The 14,166-nt window shown below is 68.2% G+C and carries 13 protein-coding genes; 6 read left to right on the top strand and 7 right to left on the bottom strand.

Going from position 1 to position 14,166, the window contains the following annotated elements:
- Positions 1–120: 120 nt before the first annotated feature.
- The 3 genes from E5CHR_RS19025 (at position 121) to E5CHR_RS19015 (ending at position 4,031) form a co-directional block, all read left to right on the top strand.
- A complete protein-coding gene (locus E5CHR_RS19025) occupies positions 121–2,493 on the top strand; it encodes a phosphoketolase family protein (protein ID WP_162581282.1) in 2,373 nt (790 codons plus the stop codon).
- Positions 2,494–2,640: 147 nt separating this feature from the next.
- Positions 2,641–3,213: a carboxymuconolactone decarboxylase family protein gene (locus E5CHR_RS19020; RefSeq protein WP_162581281.1), complete on the top strand. Its 573-nt coding sequence runs from the start codon at positions 2,641–2,643 to the stop codon at positions 3,211–3,213.
- Positions 3,210–4,031 (top strand): amidohydrolase family protein, encoded by an 822-nt coding sequence (locus E5CHR_RS19015; RefSeq protein ID WP_162581280.1) that lies wholly within the window; start codon positions 3,210–3,212, stop codon positions 4,029–4,031. Before E5CHR_RS19020 ends, E5CHR_RS19015 begins: the two co-directional genes overlap by 4 nt.
- A 5-nt stretch (positions 4,032–4,036) precedes the next feature.
- On the opposite strand, the gene E5CHR_RS19010 is transcribed toward E5CHR_RS19015, so the two are convergent.
- The 7 genes from E5CHR_RS19010 to E5CHR_RS18980 all read right to left on the bottom strand — a co-directional run bounded on the left by E5CHR_RS19010 (position 4,037) and on the right by E5CHR_RS18980 (position 11,133).
- Complete coding sequence (locus E5CHR_RS19010; RefSeq protein ID WP_162581279.1) at positions 4,037–4,654, bottom strand: glutathione S-transferase family protein; 618 nt, start codon at positions 4,652–4,654, stop codon at positions 4,037–4,039.
- A complete protein-coding gene (locus tag E5CHR_RS19005) occupies positions 4,654–5,883 on the bottom strand; it encodes a CaiB/BaiF CoA transferase family protein (RefSeq protein ID WP_162581278.1) in 1,230 nt (409 codons plus the stop codon). Before E5CHR_RS19005 ends, E5CHR_RS19010 begins: the two co-directional genes overlap by 1 nt.
- 108 nt (positions 5,884–5,991) lie before the next feature.
- Complete coding sequence (locus E5CHR_RS19000; RefSeq protein WP_232062116.1) at positions 5,992–7,209, bottom strand: acyl-CoA dehydrogenase family protein; 1,218 nt, start codon at positions 7,207–7,209, stop codon at positions 5,992–5,994.
- A 72-nt stretch (positions 7,210–7,281) separates the two neighbouring features.
- On the bottom strand, positions 7,282–8,058 hold the full coding sequence (locus E5CHR_RS18995; protein WP_162581276.1) for an enoyl-CoA hydratase/isomerase family protein: 777 nt from the start codon (positions 8,056–8,058) through the stop codon (positions 7,282–7,284).
- A gap of 25 nt (positions 8,059–8,083) precedes the next feature.
- Positions 8,084–9,049 (bottom strand): Bug family tripartite tricarboxylate transporter substrate binding protein, encoded by a 966-nt coding sequence (locus E5CHR_RS18990; protein WP_162581275.1) that lies wholly within the window; start codon positions 9,047–9,049, stop codon positions 8,084–8,086.
- Positions 9,050–9,056: 7 nt separating this feature from the next.
- Positions 9,057–10,124 (bottom strand): mandelate racemase/muconate lactonizing enzyme family protein, encoded by a 1,068-nt coding sequence (locus E5CHR_RS18985; protein ID WP_162581274.1) that lies wholly within the window; start codon positions 10,122–10,124, stop codon positions 9,057–9,059.
- 25 nt (positions 10,125–10,149) lie between these two features.
- Positions 10,150–11,133 carry a Bug family tripartite tricarboxylate transporter substrate binding protein gene (locus E5CHR_RS18980; RefSeq protein WP_162581273.1) on the bottom strand — a complete coding sequence of 328 codons (984 nt, stop codon included), beginning with the start codon at positions 11,131–11,133 and terminating at the stop codon, positions 10,150–10,152.
- Between the two features lie 213 nt (positions 11,134–11,346).
- Between E5CHR_RS18980 and E5CHR_RS18975 the strand changes: the two genes are divergently transcribed.
- The 3 genes from E5CHR_RS18975 to E5CHR_RS18965 are packed head-to-tail and all read left to right on the top strand — an operon-like array spanning position 11,347 to position 14,056.
- Positions 11,347–12,318 (top strand): Bug family tripartite tricarboxylate transporter substrate binding protein, encoded by a 972-nt coding sequence (locus tag E5CHR_RS18975; RefSeq protein ID WP_162581272.1) that lies wholly within the window; start codon positions 11,347–11,349, stop codon positions 12,316–12,318.
- Positions 12,315–13,100 carry an alpha/beta fold hydrolase gene (locus tag E5CHR_RS18970; protein ID WP_162581271.1) on the top strand — a complete coding sequence of 262 codons (786 nt, stop codon included), beginning with the start codon at positions 12,315–12,317 and terminating at the stop codon, positions 13,098–13,100. The genes E5CHR_RS18975 and E5CHR_RS18970 overlap by 4 nt, the downstream gene beginning before the upstream one ends.
- On the top strand, positions 13,100–14,056 hold the full coding sequence (locus tag E5CHR_RS18965; RefSeq protein WP_162581270.1) for a LysR substrate-binding domain-containing protein: 957 nt from the start codon (positions 13,100–13,102) through the stop codon (positions 14,054–14,056). Before E5CHR_RS18970 ends, E5CHR_RS18965 begins: the two co-directional genes overlap by 1 nt.
- Positions 14,057–14,166 lie beyond the last annotated feature (110 nt).

Raw genomic sequence — 14,166 nt, 5'->3', positions numbered from 1 at the left:
CGTTCACGGTCATGGAGGAGTCGAGATGGAATCGGCCCATCTAGCGCCGCGCCTTGATCTGCCGCAAGCCCGCGCCGTGGTGCCGGCATCACCATCAGCCGTGCAACTCACGAGGCGCGCATGAGAACTCACACGACCAGCCACATTGCGGCCGACGAGATTTCCGTCCTGGATGCGTGGTGGCGGGCCGCGAACTATCTTTCCGTAGGCCAGATCTACCTCATCGACAACCCGCTGCTGCGGATGCCGCTCGCTCTGGAACACATCAAGCCACGCCTGCTTGGCCACTGGGGTACGACGCCGGGCTTGAACTTCATCTACGCTCACATGAATCGCGCGATCAAGGCGCGCGATCTGCAAGCGATCTTCGTCGCGGGTCCCGGTCACGGCGGCCCCGGCGTCGTGGCCAACACGTGGCTGGAAGGTACCTACAGCGAGGTCTATCCGAACGTGGGTCAGAACGCCGAAGGAATCCAACGGCTTTTCAAGCAGTTCTCCTTTCCGGGTGGCATCTCCAGTCACGTTGGAGCGGAAACGCCAGGCTCGATTCACGAGGGCGGCGAGCTCGGCTACTCGCTGCTGCACGCCTACGGTGCCGTCTTCGACAACCCCGACCTGCTGGCCTGCTGCGTGGTGGGCGACGGCGAAGCGGAGACCGGCGCCCTGGCCGCAAGTTGGCACTCGAACAAGTTCTTGAATCCGGCGTCCGACGGCGCCGTCTTGCCGATCCTGCATCTCAACGGCTACAAGATTGCTGGCCCGACGGTCCTCGCGCGCATCGGCGACGAGGAGTTGACCCAACTGATGCGCGGCTACGGTTACGAGCCGCATTTTGTTTCGGGGCACGAGCCGGATGCCATGCATCGCATGATGGCCGCTGCGCTCGACATCGCGCTCGATGTGATCAACGCGATCCAGGTGGAGGCCCGGGCGGATGGCTTCAGCCGACGCAGGCGCTGGCCGATGATCGTCCTGCGCTCCCCAAAAGGCTGGACAGGTCCCAAGGTCGTGGACGGAGTGCCCATCGAGGGCACCCAGCGCGCGCACCAAGTGCCCTTGACCGGCTTCGTTGAAAACCCTTCCCATGTGAAGCTGCTCGAGGATTGGATGCGGAGCTACCGCCCGGAGGAGCTCTTCGACGAGGACGGTGCATTGCGTGCGGACATTGCCGAACTCGCTCCCCGCGGGGAACGTCGCATGAGCGCTAATCCGCATGCCAACGGCGGCCTGCTTCTCAAAGATCTGCGGATGCCGGACGTGCGCGGCTACGCGGTGGCTGTGCCCAAGCCGGGAGCGATAAAGGCCGAAGCTACACGCGTTGCGGGCGAGTTCCTGCGGGACGTCATGCGGCTCAATGGCGCAGATCGCAATTTCCGAATGATGGCACCCGACGAAACCACGTCCAACCGCTTGGGTGCGGTCTTCGAGGTCAGCAAGCGAACCTCGACGGCCGAGATCTTCCCCGGCGATGACCACGTGGCGCCGAATGGGCGCGTGATGGAGGTGCTCAGCGAGCAGCTGTGTCAGGGCTGGCTGGAAGGCTATCTGCTCTCCGGGCGGCACGGCTTCTTCTCGTGCTACGAAGCCTTCATCCACATCGTCGACTCGATGTTCAACCAGCACGCCAAATGGCTGAAGGTATCCCGCGGCATTCCTTGGCGCAGGCCGATCGCATCACTGAACTACCTGCTGACCAGCCACGTCTGGCGACAGGACCACAATGGCTTCAGCCATCAGGATCCGGGCTTCATGGATCACGTGGCCAGCAAGAAAGCCGAGTTGGTCCGCGTCTACCTGCCGCCCGATGCCAACACGCTGCTATCGGTGACCGACCACTGCCTGCGAAGCCGCGGTTATGTCAACGTGATCGTGGCAGGCAAGAACCCGGAGTTCCAGTGGCTGGACCTCGAGACTGCCATGCGGCACTGCAGCGTCGGAATGGGAATCTGGACCTGGGCCAGCAACGACGAAGGTCAGGCACCCGACGTGGTCATGGCGTGTGCCGGTGACGTGCCAACGCTGGAGACGCTCGCTGCGGTCGATCTGCTCCGGCGCGAGTTGCCCGATCTGAAAATACGCGTGGTCAACGTCGTCGACCTGATGAGCTTGCAATCTCCATCGGAACACCCGCATGGGCTTGCGGACGCGGAGTTCGATTCCATATTCACCGAGGACAAGCCGGTGATCTTCGCCTTCCATGGTTATCCGCAACTGATTCATCGCCTGGCCTACAGGCGCACCAACCACGACAACTTCCACGTGCACGGATACCAGGAAGAGGGCACGACCACGACGCCGTTCGACATGACCGTGCTGAACCGGCTCGACCGCTTCCACCTCGCCGCCGATGCGATCGACCGCGTGCCGAGGGTCCGCGATGCCGCGGGTCACGTCAAGCAGCACCTGCGCGATCGTCTGCTGGCGCACCGGGCATGGATCACTTCCCACGGAGAGGACATGCCGGAGATTCTGAACTGGCGTTGGGCGTCCTGATCGGATCGGGTCGTTCTGCCTGCTCCAAGGTTCGCCTTGCGAGTTTCCGCATAGCAGCGTTGCCGTGAACCTGGACGCCCGGGCGCTGTCGTTTCCTATGATGGCCGCATCGTATCGACCTTCCGGTCGTGTCCTCTGGAACATGCCATGCCACGGATCTCACTCCCTTCCCCAGACACCATGGACGCTGCCCAGCGGGCGGTGTACGACAAGATCGTTTCCGGCCCGCGCGGAAAGATCCAGGGCCCGTTGCGCGCGGTCCTGCACAACGCCGAGCTCGCAGACCGGTGGCAGGCGCTCGGCGCGCTGCTGCGCTATGGCACCTCGCTGCCTCCGCGGCTGTCGGAGATCGCCATCCTGGTGACGGGGCGTGCCTGCCGCTCGCCCTTCGAGTGGTACGCGCATCGCATCGAGGGCGAGAAGGCAGGCATCGAGCCGCCCATCATCGATGCCTTGCTGGCGCAGACCGAGCCGCCGGGGATGTCGGAAGACGATGCGCTCGTGTGGCGCTATGCGATGGAGCTGAATCGCGACAAATCGGTTTCGAACGCGACCTATGCCGCGGTGCTGCAGCGCTTCGGCGAGCGCACGGTGGTCGAACTCACGGCGCTGATCGGCTACTACACCATGGTCGCCATGACGCTCAACTGCCACGAGATTCCGCTTCCCGAAGGTGTGCAGCCTGCCTTCCCGCTGCCGCAGCACGAAGCGCTCCGATGAACACCGCCGACGCGCCGGGCAGCTGGGACTGCCACGCCCACCTCTTCGGCCCCTATGAACGCTTCCCTCTGGCGGCTGAGCGCAGCTACACGCCGCCGGAGGCGATCGAGCCGCAGTACGCCGCGCTGTTGCGACGCCTCGGCCTCAGCAACGGCGTGCTGGTCCATCCCAGCGCCTATGGCGACGACCACTCGCTGCTGCTGCATGCACTGGCGGTTCGGCCGGCGCTGCGCGGCGTGGTCGTGGTGCGGCCCGGCAGTCCTCTTGACCTGGCGGACCTGCGTGCGCAGGGCGTGCGTGGCGCCCGTTTCAGTCACCGCAGCGGCGCCGGCGGCAACTTCGCGGGCAGTGCGTCGCTGGCCGACCTGCACGCGCTCGCGCCCCGGCTCGCTGATGCGGGGCTGCATGCGGAGCTCTGGACCGACTGCCGCGCACTCGTCGAGATCGCAGCGCAGCTACGGGTGGTGCCGGTCCCCGTCGTCATCGACCACATGGGCGGCTTCGATCCGAAGGCGGGCGTCGACGACTCCGGCTTCCGGACCCTGCTCGGCCTCCTGGAGACGGGAAAAGTGTGGGTGAAGCTGTGCGCCTACCGCAACCTGTTGAACGAGAGCGACTGGGAGGTCGGGCGCGAGTTCCAGCAGAAAATGATCGCCGCCAATCCGGAGCGGCTGGTGTGGGGCAGCGACTGGCCCCACCTGCGCGTGACGCCGGCTCCGGATCCCGTCCAACTGCTCGACATGTTCATGGAATGGGCGGGCAGCGATGCCGTGGTGCGCCAGGTTCTGAGCACCAATGCGGAAAGCCTCTACCGCTGATCCTCTCACCCATCGACAGGCCGGGTCGCCTGGAAGGAGGGCCGCTCGCACAGCGCGGCGAACCAGTCCGCCAGGCGCGGTGCCTGCGCCCGCCACCCGAAGGCGTCGAAGCGATAGTCGAGGTAGCCGACCGCACAGCCCACCGTGACCTGGCCGATCGAGAAGGGCTCCGTCGCGAGCGGCGCCGCTTCCGCATCGAGCATGCGCAGCGAGGCGCGCGTCTTCAGCTCGAAGGCCTCCAGCAACGGCTGCAGCGGCACCTGGCGCTCGCGTTCGTTGCGCCACAGGATCAGGGCATCGAGCAGGCCGTCGCCGAAGGCGTGCCAGCGCAGCGCCTGCCAGCGCCGCTCGCCTTCCGCGGGGAACAGCTTTCCGCCAGCCAGCGCGTCGAGGTACTCGCAGATCACGACTGAATCGAACAGCACGGAGCCGTCCTCGCGTACCAGCGTCGGGATCTTGGACAGCGGGTTGACCGCCATGATCTCGGGGTTCGGCCGGAGCATGGCGGCCACCGAGCGCACCAGCTTCAGCTGCGGCACGAGGCCCAGTTCATGCGCGCACACCATCACCTTGCGCACATAGGGTGACTTGGGCGACCAGTGCAGGGTCAGGGAGGCTGCCATCAGATCACCTCCGCCGTCCGCAGCGCTTCGATGTCGGCGCTGCCGTAGCCCAGTTCGCAGAGGATCGCCTCGCTGTGCTGGCCGAGCACAGGCGGCGCGCTGCCGGCCGGCAGGGGCTCCCCGCCGAAACGCATCGGGCTGGCGACCTGCGGGACATCCACGCCGCTCGGATGCGGTGCGTGGCGCAGCAGCCCGCGCGCCTTGACCTGCGGATCCTTGAACACGTCGGCAACGGTGTTGATGGGCCCGCAAGGCACGCTGGCGCCATCGAGCGCGGCGATCAGCTTCTCGCGCTCCCATTCGGCGAACTGATCGCGCAGCAGCGCCGACAGCTCGCCGATGTTGCGCACCCGCTGGGCGTTGGTGGCGAAGCGCGAGTCGGCCATCCACTCGGGCTGGCCGAGCACCTGGCACAGCCTGGCGAACTGGCCGTCGTTGCCCACCACCAGGATCACATCGCCATCGGCGCAGGCGTACACGTCCTGGGGCTGGATGTTGGGGTGGGCATTGCCGTTGCGGCGCGGCACCTTGCCCGAGACCAGGTAGTTCATGGCCTGGTTGGCAAGCGTCGCGACCTGCACGTCGAGCATGGCGATGTCGATGGTGTCGCCGACGCCGGTCCGGTCGCGCCGCGCCAGCGCAGCCAGCACGGACACGGCGGCGTACATGCCGGTCATGATGTCGACGATGGGCACGCCCACCTTCTGCGGTCCGCCGCCCGGCCTGCCGTCCTTCTCGCCCGTCACGCTCATGAGGCCGCCCATGGCCTGGATCAGGAAGTCGTAGGCGGGCTGGTCGCGGCGAGGGCCGGTCTGGCCGAAGCCGGTGACCGAGCAGTAGATCAGGCGCGGGTTGATCTCGCGCAACGAGGCCTCGTCGAGGCCGTAGCGCGCCAGCGTGCCGGCCTTGTGGTTCTCCAGCACGATGTCGGCGCGGGAGGCCAGCTCCTTCACGATCTTCTGGCCTTCCGGCTTCTCGAGGCTGACCGTGATCGAACGCTTGCCGCGATTGACCGCGAGGTAGTAGCCGGCTTCCCGGGTGTCATGGCCCTCGGCGTCTTTCAGGAAGGGAGGCCCCCAGGTGCGGGTGTCGTCACCGGCGCCGGGCCGTTCGACCTTGATGACTTCGGCGCCCAGGTCGGCCAGGATCTGGCCGGCCCAGGGGGCGGCGAGGATGCGGCTGAGGTCGAGAACCTTGACGTGTGACAGCGGGCCGGTGGCAGTGCTCATTGGGCGAATCTCCTTGATGCCTTGCATTCTCGAAGTCGCCGTGCCGCCCGACTAGCGCCGCGGCGTCAACCCTGTGATGCGCCCGCGCGCAACTCGTCTTCGCGCCCTTCAGCGGGCCTTCGCGAGCTCCAGCTTGGCGATCGCGTTGCGGTGCACTTCGTCCGGTCCATCGACCAGCCGCACGGTGCGCTGGTGGGCGTAGGCCTCGGCCAGCCAGAAGTCCTGGCTGACGCCGCCGCCGCCGTGGGCCTGGATGGCCCAGTCCACCACCTTGCACGACATGTTGGGCGCGACCACCTTGATCATCGCGATCTCGGCGCGCGCCACCTTGTTGCCCACGGTGTCCATCTTCCACGCCGCGTTGAGCGTCAGCAGGCGGGCCTGGTCGATCATGCAGCGCGACTCGGCGATGCGTTCGTGCCAGATCGACTGCTCGGCCAGCGGCTTGCCGAAGGCGATGCGCTTCTGCAGGCGGTCGCACATCAGTTCCAGCGCGCGCTCGGCGGCGCCGATGGAGCGCATGCAGTGGTGGATGCGACCCGGCCCCAGGCGGCCCTGCGCGATCTCGAAACCGCGGCCCTCGCCCAGCAGGATGTTGTCCGCGGGCACGCGCACGTTCTCCAGCGCCACCTCCATGTGGCCGTGCGGCGCGTCGTCATAGCCGAACACCGACAGGTGCCGCAGCACGGTGACGCCGGGGGTGTCGCGCGGCACCAGCACCATGGACTGCTGCGCGTGCCGCGGCGCGTCCGGGTCGGTCTTGCCCATCACGATGAAGATCTTGCAGCGCGGGCTGCCGGCGCCGGAGGAGAACCACTTGCGGCCGTTGATCACGTAGTGGTCGCCGTCGCGCCGGATCGAGCACTGGATGTTGGTGGCGTCCGACGAGGCCACGGCGGGCTCCGTCATCAGGAAGGCGGAGCGGATCTCGCCGGCCAGCAGCGGCTTCAGCCACTGCTGCTTCTGCGCTTCGGTGGCGTAGCGCTCCAGCGTCTCCATGTTGCCGGTATCGGGGGCCGAGCAGTTGAACACCTCTCCGGACCACGACACGCGCCCCATCACCTCGCACAACGGTGCGTAGTCGAGATTGGAGATGCCCCCGTGGCCTTCGTAGGGATGCGGCAGGAACATGTTCCACAGGCCGGCCGCGCGCGCCTTCGGCTTCAGCTCCTCGATCAGCGGCACCACCTGCCAGGGGCTGCCTTGCCGGCGGAACGCATCCATCTCGCGGTGGTAGCGCTCCTCGTTGGGGTAGATGTGCTGGTCGAAGAATGCGCGCAGGCGCTGCAGCAACTCGGCGGACTTTGGGGACGGTTCGGCAAACACGGGCGCTCCTTGGGAAGAAGTTGCCATTGGACCCGGCGTGACTGGCCCTGTCGATCACCCGAGCGACAGCGCTCAGCGGCCGGTGAAGACCGGCGCCCGCTTCTCGGCAAAGGCGCGCTGCGCTTCCCTGGCATCGTCGGTCTTGCCGATCTGCGCCGTCATGTCCTGCTCGTAGCGGTAGCCGTCGCGCAGGCTCATGTCCTCGATCACGTTCAGGGTGTGCTTGCCCATCCGGGTCGACACCGGGCTCTTGGAGGCGATGGTGCGCGCGATCTCCAGCGCCCTCGGCATCAGCTCCTCGGGCGGCACGCAAGCCTCCACCACGCCCAGCCGGTACAGCTCGGCGCCGTCCACGCGCATGCCGGTGAGTGCCATGCGGCGCAGGCGCGAGTGGCTGAACAGGCGCATGGCATGGCGGCAGCCGCCCAGCAGGCCGACGTCCACTTCGGGCAGGCCCAGCGATGCTTTCTCGGAGGCGATCAGCACATCGCTCGAAGCCACCATGGCCAGGCCGGAACCCAGGGCCGCGCCGTTGATGGCGACCACCACCGGCTTCGCGCATTCGCGGATCGCATGGAAGCATTCGCGCGTGCGGCGCGAATGGGCCGGCAGGTCGCCCGGCCCCTTGATCGCAGAGGCCCGGCCCTTGAGGTCCGCGCCGGCGCAGAACACCTTGCCGGCACCGGTCAGCACCACGGCGCGCACCTCGTCCATCTCGGAGATGCGATCGAGCGCGAGGGTGAGTTCGTCGTTGAGCGTGCGGGTCAATGCGTTGACCGGCGGCGCGTTCAGGGTGAGGGTGGCGACGAAGTCTTCGATGCGCACGTCGAGTTGTGTCAGGTCGTTCATGGAGGGTTCCTTTGCTTGTTCAGGTTCAATCGAGCTTGGCGCCGGAGACTTCGATCACCTTCTTCCACTTGGCCGCCTCGCTGCGGATCAGCGCGGCCATCGCGGCCGGCGTGCTGCCCTGGGGAACGACACCGCTGGCGGCGAGTTGCTCCCGGAGTTCGCGCGAGGCCAGCACTTCGTTGATGTCCCGGTTCAACCGGTCGATAACCGCCTGCGGCGTCTTCGCCGGCACCGAGATGTAGTTGATCGGCGCCGCATCGAAGCCCTTCAACTCGTCGGCGATGGGTGCTACGTCGGGGAGCAGTGGCGAGCGCCTGGCAGTGGCCACGCCGAGCGCGCGCAAGGCGCCGCTGTCGATGTGCGGCTTGAAAACCGCGATGCTGTCGATCGCCATCTGCACCTGGCCCGACAGCAAGTCGGTCAGTGCCGCACCGGTGCCGCGGTAGGGGATGTGGACGATGGACACGCCAGCCGCCTGCTTGAACGACTCACCGGCCAGGTGGCTGCTGGCGCCCTGGCCGGCGCTGGCGAAATTGACCTTGCCGGGATGGGACTTGGCGTACGCGATGAACTCCTTGAGCGTGCGCACGGGCAGATCCTTGTTCACCACCAGCACATTGGGGACGATGGCCACTTCCGACACCGGCACCAGGTCACGCACCGGGTCGTAGGGCAGCTTCGCCATCAGGTAGGGGTTGGCCATCTGCGGGCCGGGTGTGGTGTAGAGCAGCGTGTAGCCGTCCGCCGGCGCCTTGGCAACCAGGTCGGCAGCGAGCGTGCCGCCGCCGCCCGGCTTGTTGTCGACGACCACCGGCTGCCCGAGCCGCCTGGCAAGCGGGGCCGCCACGGCACGGGCCACGATGTCGGCGCCGCCGCCCGGCGCGAAGGGCACCACCAGGCGCAGCGGCCGGTTCGGATAGTCCTGCGCCGCGGCGCCGATGGCCAATGCGGCCAGGAGGAGGCCAGCGCTCCGGCGAATACTTGTCTTCATGTCTTCCTCAGTTCTTGTAGCGCACGCCGCAGCCGGGGCCTTCCGGCAGCCGCAGCTGCCCGCCGTGCACAGGCAGCGGCGTAAAAGGATCGTCCTGAAGGTGCAGGTGCTCCGACAGCTCGCAGGCATAGGGCAAGTGCCGGATCACGCTGGCGGCTTGCAGGCTCATGGCCTGCAGCAGCGCGGGCCCGAAGGCCGCGCCCATGCGGCAGCCGACTTCGCCCGCCTCGCAGATGCGCACGGCCTGCAGGAAGCGGCGGATGCCGCCGAGGTTGGTGAGCTTCAGGTTGATCACGTCCACGGCACGCTCCGAAACCAGACGGAACACGTCGCGCACGCTTTGGGCACTTTCGTCGGCCTCGATCGCCACGGGCAAGGTGCGCGTCAACAAGGCCAGGCCCGCGACATCGGCGGCCGGCACCGGCTGCTCGATCAGCGCGATGCCATGGCGCTCCATGCGGCCGAAGGCGGCGATCATCTGCTTGGCGTTGTACGACTGGTTGGGGTCCAGCGTGAGTGCCACTCCCTCGCCGACGGCGGCGCGCACCGCTGCGACGCGCAGCACGTCGAGCTCGGTGTCCCCGGAGAGCTTCAGCTTCAGTTGCCTGTAGCCTTCTTCGGCCAGCCGGCCGGCCATGGCGGCCATCTCGTCCGGCGTTTTGATCGGCAGGATGCGCGACAGCGCCACTGCGTCGCGCAGCTTGCCGCCCAGGAGCACATGCACCGCCACGCCCAGGCGATGCGCCAGCAGGTCGTGCAGCGCCATGTCGATCGCGGCCTTTACGGTCGGGTGGTAGGCCAGGGTGGTGTCGATCTCTTCCATCGTGCCGGCGAGGTCGTCCACCGGCCGCCCGACCAGCCCCTGCGTCAGGAAGGCGAGGGCGGCCTCGGCGCCGGCGCCGTGGGTCGAGATGGCCGGGATGGCGTGGCAATAGCCCAGGCCCACATGCCCATCCTGATCGGACAGGCGCAGCACCCAGCCTTCCAGCCGCGGCACCTGGGCGCGCGCGAACTTCCATTGCGGGTCGGCCAGCGCCTGCGTGCAGGGCTGCAGCGTGGCTGTGGTGATCTTCATGGCAAGGCGTCCAGCGGGAAGCGCATCACTCCAGCGTGATCTTGGCCTTGCTGATGATCTCCTTCCACTTGGCCGCTTCGGCCTGCATCAGCTGCTGGTACTCGGCGCCGGTGGCGGTGACCGGCAATGCGCCCTGCTGCAGGAACTGCTGCTTCATCTCGGGCGCGGTGACGGCGGAGACGAACGCCTCGCGCACCCGCGTCGCGATGGCGGCCGGCACGCCCTTGGGCGCGACGATGCCGTAAGTGGTTTCCATCGTGACCTTGGGCAAGCCCTTCTCGGCCGTGGTCGGCACGTTGGGCAACTGCGGCGCGCGGCTGGCGGCCGCCACCGCCAGCGCCTTCAGAGAGCCGTTGTTGATGTGCGCCATCACCGGCAGCAGGTCCACCATGGCGACCTGCACCTCGCCACCCAGCAAGCCGGTGATGGCCGGCGCGGCGCCCTTGTAGGGGACGTGCAGGAGATTGACTTTGGCCTGGTCCTTGAAGATCTCCATGCCGATGTGCGGGGTGGTGCCGGGGCCGGCCGAGCTGTAGCTCAGCTTGTCGGGCTCGGCCTTGGCCTTCTTCACCAGCGTCTCGAGCGAATCGATGCCCGACTTGCTGTTGACCACCAGCACGCTGGGGATCTTCGCCACCAGCGTCAGGTACTGGAGGTCGTCGAGCGCATAGGGCGCCTTCATCAGGTTGGGCATGCCGGCGAGCGGGCCGGGCGCCACCAGGGCGAAGGTGTAGCCGTCGGCGGGCGCCTTGACGGTCGCATCGACGCCGATGGTGCCGCCGGCACCGGCGCGGTTGTCGACCACCACGGGCTTGCCCAGGGTGGCGCCGACCTTCGTCGCCAGCAGGCGCGCGATGGCATCGGTCGGACCGCCCGCGGCGTAGGGCACGATGAGCTTGATGGGCCTGGCCGGCCAGTCCTCGGCGTGCGCAGTGGTAGCGGCGATGAAAAGGCCACCCATACACGTCAGGGCGATGGTGGCGAAAAATGGGCGTCGGCTCAGTGCCATGGTGTTGTCTCCTGCGATGCGGTGGGTCCGGCGTTCGGCCGAATGCGGCGAAGGGGCAGTCTAGGAGCGACGACCGATGGCAGCCATGCACCATTCGCGCAAGGCTGCTATGCAGGGCGGCCTGATGCGGCCTGCATAGCAGCCTTGTGCGTGCCTGCATGGGCGCACGCCGAGGCGCGGGCTAGAGTCGCCGTGAATCCAGGAGACAAGCCCATGCACAGCCCGACTCGCCGCCGCATCCTGCTGGCCGCCGCCCTTTCGGCGGCGCCGCTGGCCGCGTGGGCCGCCTTCCCCGAGCGCCCGTTGCGGCTGGTCGTGCCGTTTCCGGCCGGCGGCGCCGCGGACTTGATGGCGCGCGGGCTGGCGCAGCACCTGGGCGAGCAACTCGGGCAGCAGGTCGTGATCGACAACCGCGGCGGCGCCGGCGGCACGGTGGCCTGCGAGATCGTGGCACGCGCCCCGGCCGACGGCTACACGCTGCTGTTCGGCACCATGGGCACACAGGCCATCAATCCGGCGCTGTATTCGAAGCTGCGCTACGACCCGCTGAAGGACTTCGCGCCGATCGCGTTGACGCACATCACGCCGCGGGTGCTGGTGGTCGGCCCGTCGGTGAAGGCGCGCAACGTCGGCGAACTGATCGTGCTGGCGCGGTCCAAGGCCGGCCAACTCACTTACGGCTCGGCCGGCAACGGCAGCTCAAGCCACCTTTCGGGCGCGCTGTTCGAAAGCCTTGCCGGCGTCGACCTGGTGCACGTGCCTTACAAGGGCAGCGCGCCGCTGCTCACCGATCTGCTGGCGGGTCGTGTCGATGCGACCTTCGACTCGTACACGGTGTACGAGGAACACATCAAGTCGGGCCGGGTGCGCGCCCTGGCGGTGACTTCACGCACGCGGATGGCGGCGCTGCCGCAGGTGCCCACACTGGCGGAAGCGGGCTTGCCCGGCTACGAAGTCTCCAACTGGCTGGGGGTGCTCGCGCCGGCCGGCACGCCGAAGGAGGTCGTGACCGCCTTGCATGCGGCGGTGATCCGCGCCATGTCGGACGCCGGCATGAAGCGGCAGCTCACCGCTCTCGGGATCGAGCCCGCGACGTCCACCCCGGACGAGTTCTCTGCCCTGATCCGCAGCGAGATCCCCAAGTGGGCCCGGCTCGTCAAGACATCCGGCGCGACGGTGGAATGAGCCGGCGGCGCGAACTGCTGCAGCTCGGCCCGGCGCGCATCGAGGTGATCGTCGAGGGCACGGGCCCGGCCATCGTGCTGCTGCCGTCCTCGTTGAGGGATTCGGAGGATTTCGATCCGCTCGCCGACCTGCTGGCGTCCGAAGGCTTCCGCGTGCTGCGGCCGCAGCCGCGGGGCATGGGCCGCAGCAGTGCGCCACCCGCGGGCATGACGCTCGAGACGCTGGCAGCTGACGTCGCCGGCGTGATCGCACAGCTCGACGCCGCCCCGGCGGTCGTCGTGGGCCATGCCTACGGCCACTGGGTGGCGCGGGTCACCGACCTGCGCCATCCCGCGTGCGTGCGCGGCGTGGTGGTGCTGGGGGCCGCCGCTCGCGTCTTCCCTGCCGGCATGGCGCAGGCGCTGGCCGTCGCGTCCGATCCTGCGCGCGAGGAGCAGGAGCGGCTCGACGCCCTGCGGGTTTGCATGTTCGCGCCGGGCAACGACCCGCGGCCCTGGCTGCAGGGTTGGTATCCGCAATGGAGAGATGCCTACCGCGAGGCCGCGCGGCATCCACCGAAGGACGAATGGTTCGGCCGCAGCCATGCACCGGTGCTGGACCTGCAAGGGGCAGAAGATGCATGGCGGCCGCCGGGCACGCGCGCTGAACTGGCGGACGCGTTGGGCACCAAGGTCACGGTGCAGGTGATCGACGGTGCCGGCCATGCGCTGGTGCCGGAGCAGCCGCAGGCGGTCGCGACCGCCATCGCCGGCTGGGTGCGGCGGCTCGATAATCCGGCCTGATGCACAAACCCAAGGCCACCGACTTCGCACTGGACATCGCGGCCGACCTCCAGAAGTGGCGTTCGTTCATCGCCATCGGGGAGCTGGGGAGCCTCACGCGAGCCGCGCTGTTCCTCGACAGCAACCAGTCTTTCCTGAGCCGGCAGGTCAACGCGCTGGAGCGCGAGTGCGGCTCGCGGCTGTTCAACCGCACCGGCCGCGGCGTGGAGTTGTCGGAGACCGGACAGCGCTTGTTCCCGCAGGTGAAGGAGCTGCTGGAGCGTGCGCAGGCGCTGGAGCACGGCATCCGCGCCGACCTGCGGGAGCCGGTGGGCACCGTGACCCTGGGTGGCCTGCCCTCGATCGGCACCATCCTGATCGGCCGGCTGTTCGCCGAGGTGCGCGCCCGCCACGCCGGCGTCAGCCTCAAGGTGCTGGAAGGCTCCAGCGGCCAGGTCGAGGAATGGCTGACCGATGCCCGCGTCGACATCGCCATCCTGTACCGCTACGGCCCGACCCTGCCCGAGCAGGAGCAGGCCCTGGCCACGGTCGACAGCTATCTCATCGGCCCGGCCGGCGATCGCCTGACCGCGGCCGGCTCGGTGCCCTTCGCCAGCCTGAACGGGCTGCCTTTCATCCTGCCCGGCGCGCCCAACGGGCTGCGCACCGCGCTCGACGCGGGCGCGCGGCTGGCGCGCATCGCGCTGGCACCCGTGATCGAGGCCGACTCGCTGCCGCTGCAGAAGCAGCTGACCGCGCAGGAGCGGCTGTACACGGTGCTGCCGCTGCATGCCGTCTGGCAGGAAGTGCAGGAGGGCAAGCTGCAGGCGGCGCGCATCGTGGAGCCGCCGTTCCAACGCACGGTGGCGATGGCCTTCGCCAAGGCCAAGGGGCCATCGCGTGCCGTCACCGCCGTGGCGGGCCACCTGGTGCGCATCGTCGGCGAGATGGCGCAGCAGGGCATGTGGCGTTCGTGAGGGGCAACTCAGTGGCTGCCGCGCTGGCGTGAAAACGCAGCGCGTTCGGCTGCATCCGCATGCCGGCTCGGAGACATATCTGGTCATTCACGCCAAGCTATTCCGGAATC

This window comes from Variovorax sp. PBS-H4 (assembly GCF_901827205.1).
In the GTDB taxonomy this organism is placed as follows: domain Bacteria; phylum Pseudomonadota; class Gammaproteobacteria; order Burkholderiales; family Burkholderiaceae_C; genus Variovorax.
This window is presented reverse-complemented; position numbering and strand designations above follow the sequence as displayed.